The sequence below is a fragment of the Chryseobacterium salivictor genome, assembly GCF_004359195.1.
Classification (GTDB): domain Bacteria; phylum Bacteroidota; class Bacteroidia; order Flavobacteriales; family Weeksellaceae; genus Kaistella; species Kaistella salivictor.
Genome location: NZ_CP037954.1, coordinates 185393 through 206862, shown reverse-complemented (window position 1 = coordinate 206862; position 21470 = coordinate 185393). Strand labels below are relative to the sequence as shown.

Here is a 21470-nt window from a genome sequence, read left to right as displayed (position 1 = left end):
TGTTTACAGATGTGTTCCATTCGCAGAAATACGTTCGATATCTTTGAAGTATTTTACTGTTTTAACCTGTAATTCCATTGTGGCCGGTTCGTCACAAATTAATACACATTTTGGATGCATTTGAAGTATGGAAGCAGGCCACATATGGTTTACAGAACCTTCCAATACTTCTCTCAATGCTCTGGCCTTATGATAACCGCTGACCACGATCAGAACTTCTCTGGCATCCATAATCGTCCCGACACCAACAGTAAGAACTTCGGTGGGAACCTGAGATGCATCATTTTCAAAAAATCTCGAATTTGCCTGAATGGTATCATAGCACAGTGTTTTTATTCTTGTTCTGGAAGTGAGCGAAGATCCGGGTTCGTTAAATGCGATATGTCCGTCCATTCCTATTCCGCCGAGAAACAGTTCAATGCCGCCGTATTTCATGATCTTCTTCTCATATTCAATACACTCTTTTTCCAGATCATCTGTATTGCTGTTTAAAATATTGATGTTTTCTATAGGAATATCGATATGCCTGAAGAGGTTTTCATACATGAAAAAATGATAACTCTCGGGATGGTTTTCCGGAATACCAATGTATTCATCCATGTTGAAAGTGATCACATGACGAAAGGAGATATCGCCTGACTTATTCCTTCTTACCAGTTCATTATAAGTTGCAATTGGGGAAGAACCTGTTGGTAACCCAAGTACAAACGGCTTTTCTGTCGTCGGACGGAAATCATTTATTTTTTTAATTAAATAATCGGAAGTCCAATGGGCGATGTCATTACCGTCTTGTTTTATCAGAACTCTCATCGTTGTTTTATTTAAACTGTTGATTCGTTTTAGAAATTATTTAATTCCTAATCTATCTTCTAAAATCTGTAGAAATTTTTTGGTAACCACTTTGTAATCAAAATGTTCTACGGCACGCGCTCTTCCGGCTTTCCCCATTTTTATCCGGAGTTCCTCATCTTCCATCAGCTTTAGCAGATAGGTGGCGATATCCTGAATATTGGCACGATAATCAACTGTTCTCGGCACGTCAAACTGAACTTTACGATTGGCTTCATAGCCCGACTCTTCCCCTAAAATAACTTCATTTACGACGATTTTTTTGGCGACGTGAGCCAAAAAAGCAGTCTCATTATGGATCAGGGTGTCCAACAAGCCCATGGCATTGATTCCTATTACCGGTTTGCCGCACGCACCAGCTTCTACCTGAGGCATGCCAAAGCCTTCAAGCCTTGATGGAGCCGCATAAATATCGCAGGCTCCAATTAAATAAGGCATAAAGTTTCGCGAAATCTTGTTGGTTGCGTAGGTGATGTTTCTTTCGAGGCCGAGGGATTCTGCCATTTTCAGATCGAGCATATTTTGAACTTCTGTACGGGGTTGTGGCCATACTTTACAAACATATTTCCAGTCGGGTGCTTTGGTGTCGATGAGTGCCAATGCCTGCATTACTTCCTGAGCGCCTTTTGAAGCGGCGTCACCACCTACGGTGAGAATCATAATCTGATCCGGCGAAATCCCCAATGATTCGCGAACGGTCAAAATTTTAGGATCATTTTTATCAAAAGGAACAAAAGATGAAGTGTCACATCCTACCGGAAGCACCTCGATGTTTTCAGCTTTGATGCCGTCTCTTACATACATTTCTTTCACCCAGTTTGAGGTCACCAAAATAAGCGGCAGTTCGTTTAAAACTTCCTGATAATTGGCAATGTATCCATCTGCGACCAACCAGGGTACGGCCAGAATTCCGTAACGCTGCGGATGAAGGATAAGTTCCGGTGTATGGCCCCAATAACCGACTCCCACCACAATGTCGGGCTCGAACCAGCGGTAATACCATTCTTTTTCCTGAGCTGATTCGAAATGGGCTGCTTTCGCATCGACACCGAGTTCAAGCAGTCCACGGAAAAGCATGTCTCCCTGAGTGGCTAAGCCCCCTGGCGAAGGCGGGTAATCATATAAGACTAAAACTTTCATAAGTTTTTGGTTTTAAAAGAGCAGTTCAGATTATTCACTTTGGTAATAATTGTTTTTATGGCGGTGTTGCGTTGTGCAGCATTGAATTCCGCTCCAACCAGTTTCGCGCATCTTCTGGATTTTCGAACTTCCAGAAGGCTTCGCTTTTCGGGGTGGTTTTGGCTTCGAATCCTGTTTTTTCAAAACCGTAAACTTCCGTAATCAGGCGGTATTTTTCTTCCCATATATTTTTGGGAAGCATCTGCTGAATGCTTGCTCCTCTTATTGCTTTCGGACTGTATTTTTTATTTCCATCTTCATAAGCGAAAGTCCAAAGTTCCTTCGTTTCGATTTTTTGACCGTTCCACAATGCGATAACTGCGCTGCCAATTTCTTCATGACGGAGATGGCGGGTGTATTCGCCGTAAGGGCTGTGCGTGATCATGAGATCGAAGTTGGATTTTGGAAGCAGGTCTAAGATTGCATCCTGTACTTCTTTGATGTCGAGGGGTTTTTGTTCCGGACCGTCATCCAGATTACCCATAATGCCCTGGGCGCCAAGTTCTTTTAAAGTTCTTTGAAATTTGGGAGCCCTGTCAGGATCATTTTTCCTGCATAAGCAGGCTACGAACCAGTTGCATTCGGGATGAAGTAAGATCATGCCGCCACACCAAAGAACTTCATCATCAGGATGGGCGACAATTACAGCTATGTTCTTATAGAACTCCATGGTCTTTTCTTTTGCGGCAGAAACAGCATTTTGAAGTGAGTAAATCTTTTCCTATAAATTATAATTCATAGCCACTTTTTATAACCGTAGTAATCATTTTAACTCGTTTTTTAGCTTTTATAGTATTTCTGGTATTGGCAGGTATGATCATCGCTTCGCCGGTAGTCAGCGTATGTGAAACGGTATCGATTTCAATCTCCGCAAGCCCTTCAATCATGTGTATAAACATATCGAACCGGGATAGTTTTTCAGTTAGGGTTTCTCCGGTATCAAAGGAGACTACGGTGATACTACCCGTTGTTTTTTTTATAATGGTTTTTGTAACCACAGAATTGGGAACGTATTCAATGCTCTTTAAAATAACAAAGGATTTCGATTTTTCAATTTCTGTATTTTCCATCTCCAAAATTTTAAAAGCTAAACCTAATATGGATTTTAATAAATCTTAGTATAAAGGTGGTCGATTTTAAGGAATAATGTATTACAGAGTAACGAAGAAGAATTATAGTATTCCCACATTCATTTTAAACTATTCACAGTCATATAATAAGGAGGAGGCACGGTGGTTCTGTTCCGGAAAATTTTCTTTTATGTTACAAATCTTCAAGATTCCTCAACCGTTTCTTTTTGAGGCCTTTAAAATAGGTTGGAGTAAGACCGGTGATTTTTTTAAACTGATTAGACAGATGTGCGACACTGCTGTAATGCAGCTTATAAGATATTTCCGTAAGGTTTAATTCACCATACATCAGGAGTTCTTTTACCTTTTCAATTTTGTTTAAAATGATGTACTGTTGAATGGTCATTCCCTTGACTTCCGAAAATGTATTGGCTAAGTATGTATAGTCATATCCCAATTTTTCGCTGATATAGTCTGAATAATTTATTTTGGGTATTTCGTCGGAATAATGAATCATTTCAATAATGATGGCTTTTATTTTTTCAATGATAATATTCCTCTTGTTGTCTAGAAGCTGCAGGCCGTAAATCTGTAATTGCTGGCGCAGCTGTTCTTTTTGCGAATCGGTGATCGACTCCCGGATCTCAACGGTCCCAAGTTCGACATTGACGCAGTGCAGTCCTAATTTCTGTAGTTCTTGCTTTACAATTATTTTACAGCGCAAGCTAACCATATATTTAATATAGATAAACATGGTGTTTCGGAAATTTGGTGTTCCAAAACGAACGCAATGAGGTTTATTTTAGAACGTGGTTAAGTAGTTTTGTTTTTTTTTTGACCGCTTTAAAAATAATTAGATGCGAGATTATTTTTTAATGTTTCCTTAAAATATTCACTTATCTAATGCGAAAAATACATTTCTTACTTCAAAAAGAATTATTTTTGATATTTTTCTCTTCGCAATTGGTCAGTTTAAAGATACAAAATTCTGTACAAATCGTAAATTTTTTTTAAAATATGGATATGTGCCGCCGATAGGGATTAAATTAAAATTTGCTGGAAAATGATATGCCTGTTAAATGCACCTATTCAGTCAGTTCTCACTATTTTAGAAAAAAAATCACTTTTAATTTCAAAATAAAAAGCTTCCGAAACCCGATATCATATCTGGTATTTTAATTGGAGACCGGTTCTTTATTAAAGAATTTCTAATGCACCAAAACCCCTTCTTATTTGAAGGCGGCGGTACGCTGAGGAGCAGCCGTTTTAAAAATGAGGGTTCCCATCACGATGAAGGTTTGGTGCGTGCGTAATTTTGGGATTTGCTGTTCACGAAAACCCAGGTTTCCTAAAGCTCCGCTCAGAATACCGTTTTTTGAAATTCCTGCCATCATCCTGGTGGTTAGTTAATGATAAGGCTTGGGATCCTTAACCTTACAGAGTAGCTAAATCTTAAAATAATATACTGCAGGTTAATGGCTTGACTATAAAATTACTGGTGTGGTTATGGAGTTGCTATGGACTTGCTCACTTGGTGCGTGGAATGTGATCCGTCCCGAAATGATACAGATGAATACCTCGTGATATCACTGTACAAATATAAATAAAATCTTGAAAGAACGGTATAACGGCATATTTTGTAACTGGAGTTTCCGTATCGTTCTTTTACCTTTTTCTGAGTTTCCCCCTTCACTGCTGCAAGCGTGGACAAAGTTTGGTTCTTGTGAAAACAAAGTTTTGTACAGGAAGTTTTTATTATCTTTATGTCTGAAAATCAGTAGGCTATGAGATGGAAAGCAACCTTGATTAAATACCGTGATGCAGACCGTATTGCGGTAGAATTTGAGAAGGATCAGGAACTGATACGGAGGATAAAACTCATTGATGATGCCCGCTGGAATCCTCAGAGATAGTATTGGCATATTCCGGATACTTTTGAAAACAGAGCAAGGTTTAATCTTGTACAAAAGCAAGATACCGAACCTTCTGCGGAAGGACAGGAGCACCTCCGCCAATTTATCCGGTGGCTTTCCGCCAAAAGATACAGCCTGAATACGATTGACACCTATTCTAAAGCTTTAAAAATATTTTTCGTGTATTACCGTAATAAAGAGATTAGTGAAATCACTAATGAAGATGTACTCGACTTTAATAATGATTATATTCTGAAAAAAAATCTGTCAGCATCTTACCAAAACCAGGTGACTAATGCAATAAAATTGTATTTCCGAACGGTGCGGGGCGCAAAAATAGAAGTGGACAAGATCGACCGCCCTAAAAAACCTAAGATATTGCCCAATGTGTTGAGTAAAGAGGAAGTGAAGGATATTCTGGAGGCCCATCATAACATTAAGCACAAGATAATGCTGTGTTTAATTTACAGTTGCGGTTTAAGGCGCAGTGAGCTGCTTCACTTAAAACCACAGGATATTGATTCTAAAAGAAACGTTGTCCTGATCAGACAATCTAAAGGTAAGAAGGACCGTATTACGCCGCTTTCCGGTAAGATTTTAGATTTGCTCCGGGAATATTATAAAGAATTCCGGCCGAAAACCTGGCTTTTTGAAGGACAGACGGTAGGGGAACCTTATAATCAGCAAAGTTTACAAAGTGTTTTGAAGTTGGCTTTGAAGAAAGCACAAATCACCAAGCCGGTCACTTTGCACTGGCTGCGCCACAGTTACGCCACGCATTTATTGGAGGGTGGGACCGATTTGCGGTATATTCAGGAACTGCTTGGCCACAACAGCAGCAAGACCACGGAGATTTACATGCATGTGAGCACCAAGAGTCTGCAGCAGATAAAAAGTCCGTTTGATGATTTGTACAATATTTTTTGCTATTTTAGCGAGGTAATAATGTATGACTATAATCATACGTATACACCCAATTCGGAGTGGCTTTGTATGATTGTGTCATACATATAAACGAGTTATCTGCAATTTTATGAAAAGCAAACCGTATAAAATCATTTACTTTTTTACAATTTTACTTTCATATTGTAAAAATTCTAACATTGAGGAAAATGTAAAGCTTAATCAAATAATTTCACCAATCGTAGATAACGAAAGACGATTTAGCACTTCTTTAGTATATATTACTGATTCTTTAAAACAGTTAAAAGTATATGTTCCTACAAAAGATGAAATTGAACAACGAATTCCTCCGCCTCCGCCTGGAAAAACCACAAATATTATTCATCTTTTAGAATTCAAGAAAAATTATACTAAAAAGGATTCGCTTGAGTTATTAAAACAAGCAGAATATTATCTAAAAACAATTAAGCTCGATAGCAAAATCAACAAAAATTTAAAGGTTATTAGTTCAAAATTGATTGATAATAGAGAAACTCATTTATCATTTTCAACTCCATTATATTTTAGCGATGATTTTGTTTATATTGAAGTAGGATTTTACGATCATGGTTTTAGTCGTGGAACTGGATATTTACTCAAGAATGAAGGAAATTCATGGAAAATTGTTGACCAAAGACCTTTATGGATAAGTTAAAACTGCAGATAATAACTAAGCTTTCGTTTTGTCTGCAAGACAAGAAATGAAAGCCTGTTGAACCCTTCGAGAGCCTCAGGGTAAACTCCAACTCTGGTAGCTTTTCAGCAGCATAATGGTCCTCTTATGGGGATTTCGTTTTTAGAATTTAGATACACAAAGCAGTTTTTCAGAAGGACTGCTTTTTTTTTGGCGTTTGGTAGCCTTTGGAAGTGGTTTTCTGCGGTTTTTCTTCGCTGCAGAATATAATTTCCCTTACCCGCAGAGATTATTTCGCAGACAAAGGTTGGGTGACGAAAAGAAAGTCCTGCGGCGGTCCCCGCTGCCCGAAAATGGTGATGGTGAAAGGTCTTTTGGCATAAACGACCCAGTTTTTGGAGAACAGTTTATCCATTAAATTGGAATCTTTTACTCCTTCGATATTTCTTACTATTGCAGCAACATGGCGGGAATAATTATCAAAAGTTCTGGGACTTTTTCCCTGTATTGAAATATTTCTTTCGAAACGTTGTATCAGTTCCGAAAAACCATTAACTTCGCTTGAAGCGCGATTCAAAATTTTGTTCGTTCTTAAATCCTCCGGAGATTTTTTTTGTAGCCATTTTATGGGTTTTTAGAAGGTTAATAAAAACAAAGTTAATGAAACGGCGAATCGGAAAAGCTACCGGAGGTTTAGTTCAACAAAGGTATTTCTATTAGCGGGGTTGACGTTTACATCATAAAGATTTTCGCTAATTGTTCTTTTCGCTATATTTACATAAACCTGTTATAAAAATCCCCGCCAACAGAAATCCCCGGACGTTGGCAGAAATTATATTACCAAATGTATGATTGAAATGAAACTAAATCACAGTAGCGAAAAAATTAATGAAGCAATTCGACAAAACTCCAAGAAAAGTTCCTTAATTCTTGACTTAGCAAATACTACTTCGTGGATAACGGACGAAAAATTATTTTTTGGAAGAGAATCTAAAGACAAGATAGAATTAGGAAGAACTAAAACGCCTTTTACAGCAATTTTACCAACTTTAATTATTGTATTTAAAAAAAACAATTTGCAAAGTCCTAAATTACGGCTTAGTATATTCGGATACCTACTGTTTTCTGTTTTACTGGCAGCATTCTTATTTGTAATGGTCAAAAAAATAGTTGATTCCACTTTTGAGGGAAATTTACTTTTTGCAATGTTTTTGTTATTGTTTTTTTTATGTCTTGTAGGAGTGGAATTATATCTAACTATGGAATCTTTTAAAAAACTAAAACAACGAATTAAAGAATAATCTTAATTGAATTATAACTTCTGCCAATAACTAAGCTTTCGTTTTGTCTGCAAGACAAGAAATGAAAGCCTGTTGAACCCTTCGAGAGCCTCAGGGTAAACTCCAACTCTGGTAGCTTTTAAGCAGCATAATGGTCCTCTTATGGGGATTTCGTTTTTAGAATTTAGATACACAAAGCAGTTTTTCAGAAGGACTGCTTTTTTTTGTGGCGTTTTGTAGCCGTTAGGAGTGGTTTTCTGCGGTTTTACTTCGCTGCAGAACACAATTTCCCTTACCCACAGAGATTATTTCGCAGACAAAGGTTGGGTGACGAAAAGAAAGTCTTGCGGTGGTCCCCGCTGCCCGAAAATGGTGATGGTCACCAGGTTTCCTTCCTTGCAACAGCGGCATTTTCTGAGCAATGTTTCGGGTGCAAAAACAGTTCTTTTCACTTTTAAACTTTTTTGTAAATCTTGGAGTTTCCCACGTTTCCAGGAACTGCTCAGGATTCCGTAATGCCTGATCCGCACAAATCGTCGAGGCAAAATATGATTACTGAATCTGCGCACAAATTCAGTAATCGATAAAGTCATTTCCTTTTTCTGACCTTCTTTGTGGTAATCTTTTTAGCCAAAACGAACTTCTTTGTCCGTAACTTGTTTGATTCTCTGGTTGCTGATGGCAAATTTATCGTTTATGATGATCCTATCCATCATGCACGAGCATACCGTGAGCTGACTTTGTTGTTAAGGAGACCTCCGGCTCGTGAAGCATTCCCCGGAGATGTTTTTTACATTCATTCCCGACTGTTGGAATGGGCAACTCATTTAAGTGACCGACTAAAAGGAGGCTCCATTACTGCATTCCCCATTATCGAAATCGAAACCAGAATATTTCCGCTTATATTCCTACGAATTTAATTTCCATTACTGATGGACAGATTTATCTCTCTCTAAAACTTTTTGAGTTATGGGTTATGCGGGCGGTGGACGTGGGCAAATGGGTGTCGCTTGTTGGTGATAAATCCCAGTTGGAAACGTATGCCGCCATTTCAAATTTGAAACTGGAGTATGCGCAGTTTGAAGAGTTGGAAACTTTTGCCCGCTTTGGAACCCGACTTGATGAAAATAAGCGCAAAACCATCGAACACGGTAAACGGATCCGCCAATGTCTCAAGCAGGAACCGTTTCCGCAACTAACTGCTTCCGGCAGATGTTCATTCTTCTTCCTTTAAAAGAAGGTCTTTTGGATACTGTTTCGATCGAAAAAACGAAGGAGGCGGAAGATGCACTTCTTAAGCAGTCCAATAATTCCCGATGAAATTCAAGAGCGTATTCTGTCAAACAAAAAACTTGATGACAACGACACCAAAGACCATTTTGAAGACCGCCCAAACGTTACTGGCGCCATTTCAGGGGATTTGAAGCATTAAATGAAGACTCACCGTAAATCATTAAAATAATCATAATGTCCGTAATGAGTACTATTGTAAAGTCTTCGCGAACTTACTTAACAAAAACCGAAGATCCGACGAAAGCAAACGCCATTTAGTGTAATGCTGCCACTTTTTACCGTGAATGATAAACTTTCCAAGTGAGAATAATGTAAGTTATAGATCAGATTGTATAATTCCCGTAGTAAGTTGAAATCCTACCTTTATGATGTTAGGATTTGAAAGGTTTTATACGCGTTATCGCGCAGGCTTCAAATATCGTTTTGGTGAAAAAACCGTGTTTTGAATACTCCCCGTTTGTGAGGGAGAGCCATCCGTTTTTTACGGTGACAATTGATTTTTAAATCAGAAATATTCAGCATAAAGTTTATTTGTCAGCAATAAAATAACTTAAAATCAAAATCAATGAACTGGTTAATTTTAATAATATTTGGAATTTTTGCAATTGCATTAATTGTATTTCTTATCATCCGTAATCAAAAAGATGAAAAAGAATTTGAGAAAGAATTAGACAATGATTATCCTAAACCCATGAAGGAAGATAACGATTTTGATGATTTTACGCATTAGAGAGCGGATAAAGGAATAATCAGTATAAATGATATACCATGATATTATCTGTTAATGGAGGTTCGTCCTGCATCAAATTTTCTTTATACAGAATTCAGAAACCACTTGAGCAGGTGCTTTTTGGTGCGATAGAAAATATTGGAACTGCAAATACGCAGCTCAGTTTCACTGTTGTTGCTGAGCCGCCAAAAAAAAGTTGGCGCCCAGGATCGCAAAATTATTAACTCTTCCCCGACGCTATTATGAAATGGGGATCCGCAGATACGGTTTTCATGGAATCTCCTATACCTATTTAATGAGGGAACTCGAAAGGCTAACCGACGGAGAAACGGCAAAAGGCAAAATAATTTTTAAAAATCATAAAAAATTCAACAACAATGGAAACAAAAAATAGATTAGGCATCTGGATGGATCATTCGCATGCCCACTTGATGGAATATGCCGAACCTATGGTAACAAAGGTGCTGACTTCACATTTTACTGAAGCTGAAAAAGTAGAATCTCCCGATATAAGCGAAAAGACGCTGCATAACACAGAGCAGCACGATAATTCTCAATATTACAAAGAATTGGGTGAAATCATCAGAAATTATGACAGTGTATTATTGTTTGGTCCTACCGAAGCTAAAAATGAACTAGTGAATATTTTAGGTAAGAATCATCTTTTTTCTAAAATAAAATTTGAGGTAATACCAACCGATAAAATGTCGGAGAATCAGGAGCACGATTTTGTCAGGGAATATTTTTCTAAGGAGTGGTAAAATTGGACGACTACAAACCCTTAAATATATAAAATATGAATACATCAATATTAAAAGAAACGGTTGACCAGATTTTTGCCAATGGTAAAGGTATTCTTGCGATGGATGAAAGTACACCAACCTGTGAAAAACGTTTTGAAGCAGCCAGAATTCCGAAAACCAGTGAGATGTACCGTAAATACCGCGAACTCATTGTGACTACAACCGGTTTGAATGAAAGCATTGGTGGTGCTATTTTATTTGATGAAACCATCCGTCAAACAACCGATTCTGGCGAACCAATGGCGAAAGTGCTTATGGATGCCGGAATTGTTCCGGGAATAAAAGTCGATATGGGCGCTAAATCCCTGGCAGGCTTTCCAAATGAATTGGTTACAGAAGGTTTAGACGGTTTGCGCGAACGTTTAAAGGAATACAAAACTATGGGTGCCCGTTTTGCGAAATGGCGCGCCGTAATTACAATCGGTGACAATATTCCGACCGATGCCTGTATTAAAGCCAATGTTCATGCTTTGGCGAGATATGCAGCTTTATGTCAGGAGGCAGAGATAGTACCGATTGTCGAACCTGAAGTTTTGATGGATGGAGATCACACTATTCAGCGATGTTATGAAGTAACAGAGAACGTATTAAAAACCCTTTTTCATCAGTTGTATCAGTTTAAAATTGATTTAGAAGGAATCATCTTAAAGCCAAATATGGTTATTGCCGGCAAAGGTTGTCCGATTCAGAACGGTATTGATGAAGTTGCGGAAGCAACGGTCAATTGCCTGCGTTCTTCGGTTCCTGCTTCGGTTCCTGCCATTGCGTTTTTATCCGGCGGACAATCGCCTCAGCTGGCCGCTGAACATCTGAATGCCATCAATACAAATTTTAAAGACATGCTCCCATGGATCGTTGCTTTTTCTTTTGCAAGAGCCATTCAGCAGCCCGTATTGGATGCCTGGAAAGGAGAACAGTCAAATGTCGGAGAAGCACAGAAATTATTGAGTCACCGTGCGAAAATTGCTGCTGCAGCGCGCCGTGGTGAATATAGTTGCTCAATGGAAAGCCGATAAATGAGTAAATGATTAACTCTTTACTTTAAAAAAAGCCCGATAAGAAAAGCAGGTGAACGCACATCTTCAGGCCTATTCTTGCGGAACAGATAAGAATGTATTGTAAAGGTGGGAATGGTATAATTTCTTTACGAAATTGTGTAATGGTTGATCTGTTTGATTTTTAGAACTTTAATGTTATGAAATAAATGAACCTGAATAATAGCGACAAAAATTTATTAAAATGAAAAAAAACCGCGCACCAACTTTTTTTACAGAGTTGGCGAAGTTGCAAAAGGACATTTAAAAGAAACATCGTTCACTACTTTATATTTTTTTTAAAAAACCTTTTGCCTGGAGAAATAACCGGAGAACCAAGCAGTTTCACAATCAGAAATTTTAAAAAAAATAGCGATGCAGCACAATATTAAAAGTTTAATTGGCTTCCGGATGGAAGCTGCAGATGGCGATATTGGAAGAGTAGAAGAGTTTTACTTTGAGGAAACTTCTTGGCTGATCCGGTATCTTATCATAGAAACAGGAAACTGGCTGCTTAACCGGAAGGTGCTTATTGTTCCGCAAGCCATTAAACAGTGCGATGCAAAGGCAGAAGTGTTTCGGACAAATCTTACGACGGAACAAATAAGAACCAGCCCGGATGTCGGTACGGATCAGCTTGTTTCCCGGCAGCAAACGATGCCGCTATATGGGCATTACGACTGGGAATGGTATGGCAGTGGATTTTATGCCGGCGGTTTGGAAGCGGTAATGGATAATGATCCTGTCATCGATGCTCAGGATGAAAAAGGTGATCTTCATTTAAGAAGTACCGAGGAAGTAAAAGGTTATCAGATTCATACGGCTGATGGCGATTTTGGACACGTGAGCGATTTTATTCTCGATGATACAACATGGCAAATTATTTACCTCGTTGTAGATACTCACAAGTGGTTTGGCGGAACAAAACTTTTGATTAAAACCAGCGCCATTAATGAGATTCAGTGGGGAAATGCCAAGGTTATGGTTAATATTATAACTGAAACAATAAAAGACTGTCCCGTTTTTGATGAGTCTGAATTTAATCATTCTTAATCCGATGATAAGCCTGTATCTACTTTAATTAAAATAAAAACACCACAGATAATATTAATTTAAAAACCAATAAAATGAAAAATGCAAACATCGGAATTTCCGAAGAAAACAAGCAGATAATTACCGATCAGTTATCAAAAATACTGGCAGATGAATTTCTACTTTATTCCAAAACACTGAATGCGCACTGGAATATCGAAGGTCCTGATTTTCATACCGTGCATGTGTATCTTGAAAAACTATATAATGACCAGCAGGGAATCGTGGATACGGTGGCCGAAAAAATCCGCGGTATGGGACATTATGTGCCGGCACAACTTCATAAATATCTTCAGCTCACCCATCTTTCGGAGCAGCCTCTCGACCAGAATGACAGCCAGTCGCTTTTTGCTGAATTATTGCGGGATCACGAAAGTATCATCATCTTTTTAAGAGAAAATATAAAACCGATGGCAGATAAACTGAAAGCAGAAGGAATCAGCGACTACGTTACCGGCTTGATGGAGTATCACGAAAAAACCGCCTGGATGCTTCGGGCTCATCTAAATTAAGAACGGGTTAATTGTAACTTCAGACAGATTTTCTTTTCAACAGAAATTGCTTTTAAAAGTTTTTATCTGTTTTTAAAAGATAACTGTTTTGTTGTTAGTTTTTTGTGGGTTTTAAGAGGGGTCTGGGTCCATTCAATTAACCTCAGGAAAAAGAGCCAGCAGGAAGGATTTTAAAATCAAATGGAATAAACGCTACCAGAACTGTAGAACGTTTAATAGCCTTATGGGCTTTAAATGGATGCGGATTGGGAGGGGTAATACATGCTTTTAAACTGCCGTTCACCGGAATTTGGGTGGGTGGATTATCGGTATTGATTATTGCATTAATTGCATTGTCTGCAAATGAGATCAATATTATTAAAAGCATTAACAGTTGTTTTAATGATTAAAGTTGGTGTTAGTCCGTACCCCTCTTTTAGCGTATTTTACAGGTTCATTTCAGGCTTTTGTAGTCATCCTTTTTAGGTGTTTTTTCTGTAAACAGGGCAACCGTTATTTTTTTGTGCGCTGTTACTTTCCTGAATCTGCACCTTAAAAACTCCTCACTTTAACGATGCCAGTAGCAAGAAAAATAAATTCAGAAAGCTATAAAAACAAGTAAACTGCTTTAAAAATAAATAGCACAACTGCTCTTAGGTTGTAATTAATTACTAATTAATATTCATTATTTTTTGTAGAAAAACACCTAAAATAGCATTCACGTGTGAATGTTGTAAATCAGGTATTGGGTTTTGTAAATCGATCTGTAAATAAAATACTACCTTTATTATGCTCAATTTTATTTTAAAAAACCGATAATGTTCTAAATAAAAGACCGTAAATAAGTCGGCGCACCTCTTTACCAATACTTCTGTTTTTTGAAAATACGAAAACGAATTGATATTTAATTTAAAAATAATATTTAAAATTTCCAATGTCAAAAAAAGCGAAAATAGTAATTGTTGGTGCAGGCTTTGGTGGTATAGAATTCGTGAAAGCATTGCACAGAAAACCTGTTGAAGTACTTTTGGTTGATCGCAACAACTACCATAATTTTCAGCCTTTAATGTATCAGGTGGCTACAGGAGGGCTCGAGCCCAGCAGTATTGCTTATCCGGTAAGACGTATTTTTATCGATTACAAAAATTTCAGTTTTCGAATGGCTGAAGTAACCGAAGTCGATATTGCTAAAAATAAAGTATTGACTTCCATTGGAACAATTGATTATGATTTTCTCGTAATCGCTTCAGGAAGTGAAAATAATTTTTTCAATTTTGAATCGGTTAAAGACGAATTATTGCCTTTGAAATCGGTCCCAGACTCTTTGAAGTTACGTAATCATATTTTCCGGAATTTAGAAAGGGCGATGGCCAGCGATCAAAAAGATTCTGTAGAAAAATACATGAATATCGCTATTGTAGGTGGCGGACCAGCTGGTCTCGAACTGGCAGGAGCTTTGGCAGAAATGAAAAAATACATCATTCCCAGAGAATTTCCTGGGTTGGATCTTTCAAAAATGAGTATCAATATTTACGAATCAGGTTCTGAATTACTCGGAAATATGTCCGAAGAAGCTTCTGTGAAGAGTCTGGAATATCTAAAAGCACTCGGGGTAAATGTATTTCTTAATACAAGGGTGAAAAGTTATGACGGCAGTACAATCGAGCTTAATGATGGTACTCATTTCATAACCGATTCTGTAATCTGGTCAGCAGGCGTTCGGGGTTCGCCTATAAAAGGATTTCCGGAAAGTACAATCGTTGATGGAAACCGTATCGCCGTCAACGAATTCAATCAGGTCTTAGAAACAGAAAATATTTTTGCTATTGGCGATGTTGCCGCATGTATTACACCCGAGTATCCGAAGGGATTACCCATGTTAGCGCCTGTAGCACAAAGGCAGGGAGCGTTTTTGGCGAAAAACATTGTAAGGAAAATAGAAAATAAACCGATGGAACCATTTCAATATCATAACAAAGGAGTGATGGCGACCATCGGAAGAAATAAAGCCGTGGTCGATTTGCCACATTACAAATTTCAGGGCGTATTTGCATGGTTTATATGGATGTTTGTTCATATCCTGTCTCTGGCAGGATACCGCAATAAGATTATCACGTTTATCGATTGGGTCATCAATTATTTCAGTTATGCCAGACCTCTGGGAGTCATCTTGATTTCTGCAAAAGCCAAAGAGTCAAAACAAAACCGAGAAAAAAGGGAAGAAGAAAAAGTATAAAAATGAAAACGAAAAATTTAATTCAGAAAAGTATTGATACCGTAAGAGTTTTGTCAGCTGACGCCGTTCAGAAAGCAGATTCCGGACATCCCGGAACACCCATGTCGCTCGCGCCGCTAGGGCATGTTTTGTGGTCGGAAGCCATGCGTTATAATCCCAAAAATCCGGAGTGGGCAAACCGCGACCGGTTTGTGCTTTCCTGTGGCCATGCCTGCATGTTGCAGTACAGTTATTTGTACCTGACCGGATATCAAATTACGATTCAGGATATCAAAAACTTCAGACAATTACACAGCATTACTGCTGGTCATCCCGAATATGGACTCACTCCCGGAATCGAAGTCACAACCGGTCCTTTGGGACAGGGATTTGCCAATGGCGTCGGAATGGCAATTGCGCAACAGTATATGGCAGACCGCTATAATCAGCCGGATTTTAATATTTTCGATTATAAAATTTATGCGATTTGCAGTGATGGTGATTTAATGGAAGGGGTCTCCGCGGAAGCAGCCTCTCTTGCCGGTCATCTCGGCCTTGGGAATTTAATTTATTTCTATGACAGCAACCACATTACCATAGAAGGGGATACCGATTTGGCTTTTGATGAAGATGTTTCCAAACGGTTTGAAGCCTACGGATGGCATATCCAACATATACCTGATATCAATGATCTAGAGGCAATTTCGAAAGCGGTTAAAAATGCAAAAGCAGAAACCGGCCGTCCTTCATTAATAAAAGTAAGAAGTATTATTGGATATGGAAGTCCCAACAAACACAATACTGCAGCGGCTCACGGTTCTCCTTTAGGAAAAGATGAAGTCCGTTTGGTAAAAGAAAATTTCGGATTTGATCCCGATCAAAGTTTTGTTGTTCCCGACGAGGTTTTAGATTTTTACCGGAAAGCCGGCAAGAAATCAGCGAAAAAAGAAGAAGATTGGAACCTCTTGTACAAAAGTTACAAAAAAAGACATCCAAAACTTGCCAAAGAATATGAAAACATTACTTCAGGAAAATTACCTGAAGAATGGGAGAAAAAACTTCCGGTATTCCAGGCAGGTGAGGAACTGGCCACGAGAAAAGCTTCCGGCAAGACTTTGAACGCAATCGCAGAATTTTTTCCACAGATGATTGGAGGTTCCGCAGATCTTGCGCCTTCTACCGATACCAATCTTGATGCATATCAGTCGTTTTCAGTAAAGCACCGGGATGGCCGTAATTTCCATTTTGGAATCCGCGAACATGCGATGGGAGCAGTGTTAAATGGTATGGCACTCAGTAATTATCTGATTCCGTATGGCGCTACATTTTTGATATTTTCCGATTATATGCGACCGCCACTTCGATTGGCGGCAATTATGAAAATCCGGCCCATTATGGTTTTTACCCACGACAGTATCGGTTTGGGCGAAGACGGTACAACGCATCAACCGGTTGAACAATTAATAGGATTGCGGACAATTCCCAATATGGCGGTAATTCGTCCTGCAGATGCCAATGAAACTGCTCAGGCCTGGCGCGTCGCCATCGAACATACAGACGGTCCGGTTTGTCTTGTTTTAACCCGTCAGGGAATTCCGGTCATCGATCAGAAAAAATATGGCAAAGCTAAAAATCTTGAAAAAGGAGCTTATATTCTCTCTGATTCAGAAGGCGAACCGGATTTAATTCTAATGGCCAGTGGATCAGAAGTCCAACTGATTTTGGCCGCTCAGGAAGAATTAAAAAAAGAAAATATTCAGGTGAGAGTAGTCAGCATGCCTTGTTGGAATTTATTTGACAGGCAAAGTGCAGCCTATAAAGAAAAGGTTTTTCCAAAAAATATCCGAAAAAGATTAGCGGTAGAGGCCGGTTCTCCTGTTGGATGGATGAAATATACAACCGATGACGGCGACGTTATCGGCATCGAAAAGTTTGGTGAATCGGCACCGGGAGATGAAGTGATGACGGAATACGGTTTTACCGTCGAAAACGTATTGAAAAGAGCACGGAATTTGCTTTTGAAAAAAGACAGAGAGGCCGGTAATAGTTAAACCATTAAGCCGCAAAAAATAATTAAAAAAGAGAAATATCAGCAGTGCAAAAAAAACTTTTTGCAGAAGTTCCTTTTCCTGATCTATCGAAAAACTTAAAAAAAGGTATTGCTTTTGTGAATGTTGTGGTTTTAAATAAATTAAAAAAGGCTCTGAGATTTTTCTAATCCTATTATGCACTTTTTATTGACACACCAAATTAAATGAAAAACGATGTCCAACGAATCATTAAAAATAGGAATTTGCGCCGATCACGGAGGTTTTGAACTCAAAGAAAGTTTAAAAGCTTTTTTAATAAAAAACCAATTTGAACCCATCGATTTTGGAGCAAAAGAACTGGATGACACCGATGATTTTCCAGACTACGTTATTCCTTTGGCAAGAGCAGTTGGGTCAGGAGCAGTTTGCCGTGGGATTGCTATTTGTGGAAGTGGAGTAGGCGCCTGTATTGCTGCCAATAAGGTTTCGGGCGTGAGAGCCGCGCTGATTACAGAATGTTTTTCTGCGCATCAGGGGGTAGAAGATGATGACATGAATTTGATCTGTCTTGGCGGTCGAATTACAGGTTATGCAAGTGCAGAGGAGTTGGTTCTGGCTTTCTTAAATGCCAGATTTATCGGTGCTGAAAGACACCTCCGGCGGTTGAAAAAAATCAGAGACATCGAAAACAAGATATGAAAATGTAAACATTTTCCGCTATACATTTCAAGGATATACAATTTAAAAAACACACAAAATGAACCCATTAAATCAAATACAAAAACAAGGTCAGAGTATCTGGCTCGATTTGCTCGACCGCGAAATCATGGACTCCGGCAAATTGCAGGATCTCATTGATAATGATGATCTTGGTGGCCTGACTTCAAATCCTTCCATTTTTGAAAAAGCCATCAGCGGCAGTGCAGATTATGACGAAGATATTTTAATTCTCTCGAAAAAGGAAGACAATAATCCTGCGATTTTTTTCGATTTGGCTATTGCCGATATTCAGCGGGCGGCTAATATTTTTCAACCGGTTTATGATAAAACCAATGGTACAGATGGCTTTGTAAGTTTAGAAGTTTCGCCCTATCTGGCGCGTGATACAGACGCAACCATCGAGCAGGCAAGGGAACTGTGGAAGCGGGTGAACCGAAAAAATGTCATGATAAAAATTCCCGGAACCAAAGAAGGATTAGTAGCAATCCGGCAATGTTTACGGGAAGGAATCAATATTAATATCACGCTGCTTTTCGGACTTCCGCGCTACCGCGAAATAACCGAAGCGTTTATGGGCGGACTCGAAGACCGCCTCAAAGAAGGGAATTCAATCAAGGAAATATCTTCTGTGGCGAGTTTCTTTCTAAGTCGAATCGATGTAATGGTCGATCCTATGCTCGAAGAAAAAGGAGCACAGCATCTAAAAGGTAAAATTGCAATCGCTTCGGCGAAAAAAGCATATCAGATTTATTTAGAAATGATTTCCAGTGAGCGTTTTAAAAAATTAGAAGAACAGGGAGCTAAGAGACAGCGCGTTCTTTGGGCAAGTACGGGGACAAAAGATCCGTCATTCAGCGATGTGCTGTACGTGGAAAGTCTTATCGGAAAAGAAACGGTGAATACGTTGCCTATGGAAACCATCGATGCATTTCGTGATCACGGAAAAGTGGCCGAAACTTTGACCAAAGAGCTAGATGAGTCGAATAAAGCAATGGAGGATCTCGCAAAAACGGGAATCGATATTGATAAAATTACCCATAAACTCGAAAACGAAGGAATAGAAAAATTTAATCAGGCCTATGATAAATTGATGAAAAGCATCGAAAGTAAAAAACATAAAGAAAGCTAAAATAATGACCGATTTTGAAGCATCTAAAATAAAAGTTATTTTTATGGACATCGGCGGGGTAATTTTAACCAACGGTTGGGATTATGAATCCCGTGAGAAAGCGGCAAACGTTTTTGGTTTTGATTATACCGAAATGAATATCCTGCACAATTTCATCTACAATGTTTTTGAAATTGGCAGTATTTCGTTGGATGAATATCTGGACACTGTAATATTTGAAAATCCCCGCGATTTTACAAAAAAGGAGTTCAAAAAATTTATGTATGCCCAATCACTCGAATTGCCACAGATGTTATCCTGGCTTAGAAGCTGGAAAAAAAGCACCGATTTGCCCGTGTTTGCCATCAGTAATGAAAATAGAGAGCTTAATGAGTATCGAATCCGTACGTTTAATTTGCATGAATTATTTGATGGATTCTTCTCTTCCTGTTATGTCGGCTATCGGAAACCCGATCCGCGGATTTTTAGGACCGCTTTAGAAATTACGCAGGTAAAACCTGATGAATGCGTTTATTTTGACGACCGCCCCATGTTGGTTAATGCGGCCAGGAAGCTGGGGATGAACAGTTTTGTTCATCAGAATTTTGAAACCACTAAAAATATTCTCGAACATTTTACACGAAAATAATATGATGAAACATCAAAATAAAAATCAAAGCTCTTTCGGAATGATCGGTCTGGGCACCATGGGCTCCAACCTTTTGCAAAATATTGCAGATCACGGTTACAATTGTTCGGGCTACGACAACGATGCTGAAAAAGTCGATACAGTTAATCATCTGAGCCGGGAAAACATTCATGCTTTTTCAGATTTAAAGGAATTTGCACAAAACCTGAAAAGTCCGAAAGTGGTAATGCTTCTGGTCCCGGCCGGGAAAATCGTGGATTCTGTTATTGAAGAACTGCTTCAGGTGCTTGATAAAGGAGACATCATTATCGATGGTGGAAATTCTCATTTCACCGATACCGAGCGACGGTTTGTAGATTTGGAGAAAAAAGGTTTTCATTTCGTGGGAATGGGAGTTTCCGGAGGTGAAGAAGGTGCCAGAAAAGGACCGAGCATGATGCCGGGTGGCGATAAAAAAGCGTATGAAACCCTGAAACCTATTTTAGAAAAAATTGCGGCTCACGTCAATGGTGACCCTACGGTGGCTTTTATGGGTGAACGCTCCGCCGGGCATTTCGTAAAAATGGTGCATAATGGAATCGAATATGCATTGATGCAGTTGATTTCTGAAACCTATGAAGTCATGAAAAAAGGACTTCAAATGGAAGACAAAGAAATTCATTCGGTTTTTGAAAAATGGAATGAAGGCCGTTTAAAATCGTATTTAATCGAAATTACCCGAGATATCTTTGCCTACAAAAAGAAAGGGGCACACCATCTTTTCTTTAATGATATTAAAGACGAAGCGAAAGCAAAAGGAACCGGCAAATGGACCTCTCAGGCGGCAATGGATTTGACTGTTCCGATTCCGATGATTGATATTGCCGTTTCCATGCGTGATCTTTCAAAATACAAAGACCTCCGGTTTAAAGCGTCAAAACTATATCCTGATCCTGAAAAATCGGATTTTAATACAACAGAATATATAGCCAAACTCGAGGAAGCTTTTTATTTCTCGATGGTTTCAGCTTATGCGCAAGGAATGCATCTGCTTGATCGGGCCAATGAAGAATTCAACTATCATCTGAATTTAGATTTAATAGCAAAAATATGGCGTGGCGGCTGTATTATTCGCTCAGAATTTCTGGAAGATATTTATGCAGCCTATAAAAAAGACTCGAAATTGAAACATCTTTTTCTGGACGAATCCATTCAGAAAAGTCTCTTGAAAAGTATTCCCTCTGTCCGTTCTGTTGTTTCAGATGCGGTACTCCAGGGGATTGCCATACCTTCTTTTGCCTCTGCGCTGAGTTATTTTGATAATATAAGGAATGAAGAAATGCCCGCAAATCTCATTCAGGCACAACGGGATTTTTTTGGTTCGCACACTTATGAACTCAAAGGGAAAGAAGGTGTTTTTCATACCGATTGGGAAGTTTCTAACCATTAATAGGTCTGT

The 21470-nt window shown here is 38.8% G+C and carries 27 protein-coding genes and 1 pseudogene; 19 read left to right on the top strand and 9 right to left on the bottom strand.

The window, feature by feature from the left end; all coding sequences use genetic code 11:
- Nucleotides 1-3: 3 nt before the first annotated feature.
- The 6 genes from nagB to NBC122_RS14300 all read right to left on the bottom strand — a co-directional run bounded on the left by nagB (nucleotide 4) and on the right by NBC122_RS14300 (nucleotide 4492).
- Nucleotides 4-810 (bottom strand): glucosamine-6-phosphate deaminase, encoded by an 807-nt coding sequence (gene nagB, locus NBC122_RS01030; protein ID WP_133438596.1) that lies wholly within the window; start codon nucleotides 808-810, stop codon nucleotides 4-6.
- Between the two features lie 36 nt (nucleotides 811-846).
- A complete protein-coding gene (locus NBC122_RS01025; RefSeq protein WP_133438595.1) occupies nucleotides 847-1989 on the bottom strand; it encodes a glycosyltransferase family 4 protein in 1143 nt (380 codons plus the stop codon).
- Nucleotides 1990-2044: 55 nt separating this feature from the next.
- Nucleotides 2045-2698: a PIG-L deacetylase family protein gene (locus tag NBC122_RS01020; protein WP_133438594.1), complete on the bottom strand. Its 654-nt coding sequence runs from the start codon at nucleotides 2696-2698 to the stop codon at nucleotides 2045-2047.
- Nucleotides 2699-2756: 58 nt separating this feature from the next.
- On the bottom strand, nucleotides 2757-3098 hold the full coding sequence (locus NBC122_RS01015) for a cupin domain-containing protein (RefSeq protein ID WP_133438593.1): 342 nt from the start codon (nucleotides 3096-3098) through the stop codon (nucleotides 2757-2759).
- Between the two features lie 193 nt (nucleotides 3099-3291).
- The gene (locus NBC122_RS01010; RefSeq protein ID WP_221343583.1) at nucleotides 3292-3852 is read right to left on the bottom strand and encodes a helix-turn-helix domain-containing protein; all 561 of its coding nucleotides are present in this window, start codon (nucleotides 3850-3852) and stop codon (nucleotides 3292-3294) included.
- Between the two features lie 475 nt (nucleotides 3853-4327).
- Nucleotides 4328-4492 carry a hypothetical protein gene (locus tag NBC122_RS14300; RefSeq protein WP_165983174.1) on the bottom strand — a complete coding sequence of 55 codons (165 nt, stop codon included), beginning with the start codon at nucleotides 4490-4492 and terminating at the stop codon, nucleotides 4328-4330.
- 390 nt (nucleotides 4493-4882) lie between these two features.
- Between NBC122_RS14300 and NBC122_RS14640 the strand changes: the two genes are divergently transcribed.
- The 3 genes from NBC122_RS14640 to NBC122_RS01000 all read left to right on the top strand — a co-directional run bounded on the left by NBC122_RS14640 (nucleotide 4883) and on the right by NBC122_RS01000 (nucleotide 6608).
- Nucleotides 4883-5011, top strand: a complete 129-nt coding sequence (locus NBC122_RS14640) for a hypothetical protein (RefSeq protein WP_262709570.1) — start codon at nucleotides 4883-4885, stop codon at nucleotides 5009-5011.
- Nucleotides 5012-5116: 105 nt separating this feature from the next.
- Entirely contained in the window at nucleotides 5117-6025 is a 909-nt protein-coding gene (locus NBC122_RS01005) for a tyrosine-type recombinase/integrase (RefSeq protein ID WP_221343592.1), read from the top strand.
- 19 nt (nucleotides 6026-6044) lie between these two features.
- Nucleotides 6045-6608 carry a hypothetical protein gene (locus NBC122_RS01000; RefSeq protein WP_133438592.1) on the top strand — a complete coding sequence of 188 codons (564 nt, stop codon included), beginning with the start codon at nucleotides 6045-6047 and terminating at the stop codon, nucleotides 6606-6608.
- Between the two features lie 268 nt (nucleotides 6609-6876).
- Here the strand turns inward: NBC122_RS01000 and NBC122_RS14440 are convergent, their stop codons facing one another.
- Complete coding sequence (locus NBC122_RS14440) at nucleotides 6877-7164, bottom strand: hypothetical protein (RefSeq protein WP_185145771.1); 288 nt, start codon at nucleotides 7162-7164, stop codon at nucleotides 6877-6879.
- 280 nt (nucleotides 7165-7444) lie between these two features.
- On the opposite strand from NBC122_RS14440, the gene NBC122_RS00990 reads away from it, so the two are divergent.
- Complete coding sequence (locus NBC122_RS00990; RefSeq protein WP_133438591.1) at nucleotides 7445-7888, top strand: hypothetical protein; 444 nt, start codon at nucleotides 7445-7447, stop codon at nucleotides 7886-7888.
- 284 nt (nucleotides 7889-8172) lie between these two features.
- On the opposite strand, the pseudogene NBC122_RS00985 reads toward NBC122_RS00990, so the two are convergent.
- Nucleotides 8173-8556: pseudogene (locus NBC122_RS00985) on the bottom strand (transposase); the annotation flags it as partial.
- Here NBC122_RS00985 and NBC122_RS14470 point away from each other — a divergent pair.
- The 9 genes from NBC122_RS14470 to NBC122_RS00950 all read left to right on the top strand — a co-directional run bounded on the left by NBC122_RS14470 (nucleotide 8524) and on the right by NBC122_RS00950 (nucleotide 13331).
- Complete coding sequence (locus NBC122_RS14470) at nucleotides 8524-8787, top strand: F0F1 ATP synthase subunit alpha (protein WP_221343582.1); 264 nt, start codon at nucleotides 8524-8526, stop codon at nucleotides 8785-8787. The pseudogene NBC122_RS00985 and the gene NBC122_RS14470 sit on opposite strands and share 33 nt — an antisense overlap.
- 56 nt (nucleotides 8788-8843) lie before the next feature.
- Nucleotides 8844-9101, top strand: coding sequence for a hypothetical protein (locus NBC122_RS14465; protein ID WP_221343581.1), 258 nt, complete (start codon nucleotides 8844-8846; stop codon nucleotides 9099-9101).
- A 624-nt stretch (nucleotides 9102-9725) separates the two neighbouring features.
- Nucleotides 9726-9890, top strand: a complete 165-nt coding sequence (locus NBC122_RS14295) for a hypothetical protein (RefSeq protein WP_165983173.1) — start codon at nucleotides 9726-9728, stop codon at nucleotides 9888-9890.
- Nucleotides 9891-9928: 38 nt separating this feature from the next.
- Nucleotides 9929-10114, top strand: a complete 186-nt coding sequence (locus NBC122_RS00975; protein WP_133438589.1) for an acetate kinase — start codon at nucleotides 9929-9931, stop codon at nucleotides 10112-10114.
- 23 nt (nucleotides 10115-10137) lie between these two features.
- Nucleotides 10138-10284 (top strand): hypothetical protein, encoded by a 147-nt coding sequence (locus NBC122_RS14705; protein WP_133438588.1) that lies wholly within the window; start codon nucleotides 10138-10140, stop codon nucleotides 10282-10284.
- The gene (locus NBC122_RS00965) at nucleotides 10268-10651 is read left to right on the top strand and encodes a hypothetical protein (protein ID WP_133438587.1); all 384 of its coding nucleotides are present in this window, start codon (nucleotides 10268-10270) and stop codon (nucleotides 10649-10651) included. Before NBC122_RS14705 ends, NBC122_RS00965 begins: the two co-directional genes overlap by 17 nt.
- Before the next feature lie 35 nt (nucleotides 10652-10686).
- A complete protein-coding gene (locus NBC122_RS00960; protein ID WP_133438586.1) occupies nucleotides 10687-11709 on the top strand; it encodes a class I fructose-bisphosphate aldolase in 1023 nt (340 codons plus the stop codon).
- A 393-nt stretch (nucleotides 11710-12102) separates the two neighbouring features.
- Nucleotides 12103-12780 carry a PRC-barrel domain-containing protein gene (locus NBC122_RS00955; RefSeq protein WP_133438585.1) on the top strand — a complete coding sequence of 226 codons (678 nt, stop codon included), beginning with the start codon at nucleotides 12103-12105 and terminating at the stop codon, nucleotides 12778-12780.
- Nucleotides 12781-12854: 74 nt separating this feature from the next.
- On the top strand, nucleotides 12855-13331 hold the full coding sequence (locus NBC122_RS00950; protein WP_133438584.1) for a Dps family protein: 477 nt from the start codon (nucleotides 12855-12857) through the stop codon (nucleotides 13329-13331).
- Between the two features lie 142 nt (nucleotides 13332-13473).
- Here NBC122_RS00950 and NBC122_RS00945 read toward each other — a convergent pair whose 3' ends face one another.
- Nucleotides 13474-13698 (bottom strand): hypothetical protein, encoded by a 225-nt coding sequence (locus tag NBC122_RS00945; RefSeq protein ID WP_133438583.1) that lies wholly within the window; start codon nucleotides 13696-13698, stop codon nucleotides 13474-13476.
- 546 nt (nucleotides 13699-14244) lie between these two features.
- Between NBC122_RS00945 and NBC122_RS00940 the strand changes: the two genes are divergently transcribed.
- The 6 genes from NBC122_RS00940 (at nucleotide 14245) to gndA (ending at nucleotide 21461) form a co-directional block, all read left to right on the top strand.
- A complete protein-coding gene (locus tag NBC122_RS00940; RefSeq protein WP_133438582.1) occupies nucleotides 14245-15546 on the top strand; it encodes an NAD(P)/FAD-dependent oxidoreductase in 1302 nt (433 codons plus the stop codon).
- A 2-nt stretch (nucleotides 15547-15548) separates the two neighbouring features.
- Nucleotides 15549-17576 carry a transketolase gene (tkt, locus tag NBC122_RS00935; RefSeq protein ID WP_165983172.1) on the top strand — a complete coding sequence of 676 codons (2028 nt, stop codon included), beginning with the start codon at nucleotides 15549-15551 and terminating at the stop codon, nucleotides 17574-17576.
- A 213-nt stretch (nucleotides 17577-17789) separates the two neighbouring features.
- A complete protein-coding gene (locus NBC122_RS00930) occupies nucleotides 17790-18254 on the top strand; it encodes an RpiB/LacA/LacB family sugar-phosphate isomerase (protein WP_133438581.1) in 465 nt (154 codons plus the stop codon).
- A 58-nt stretch (nucleotides 18255-18312) separates the two neighbouring features.
- Entirely contained in the window at nucleotides 18313-19404 is a 1092-nt protein-coding gene (gene tal / locus NBC122_RS00925) for a transaldolase (RefSeq protein ID WP_133438580.1), read from the top strand.
- Nucleotides 19405-19408: 4 nt separating this feature from the next.
- A complete protein-coding gene (locus NBC122_RS00920; RefSeq protein WP_133438579.1) occupies nucleotides 19409-20032 on the top strand; it encodes an HAD family hydrolase in 624 nt (207 codons plus the stop codon).
- A gap of 1 nt (nucleotide 20033) precedes the next feature.
- Complete coding sequence (gene gndA, locus NBC122_RS00915) at nucleotides 20034-21461, top strand: NADP-dependent phosphogluconate dehydrogenase (RefSeq protein WP_133438578.1); 1428 nt, start codon at nucleotides 20034-20036, stop codon at nucleotides 21459-21461.
- The last annotated feature ends 9 nt before the right edge of the window (nucleotides 21462-21470 follow it).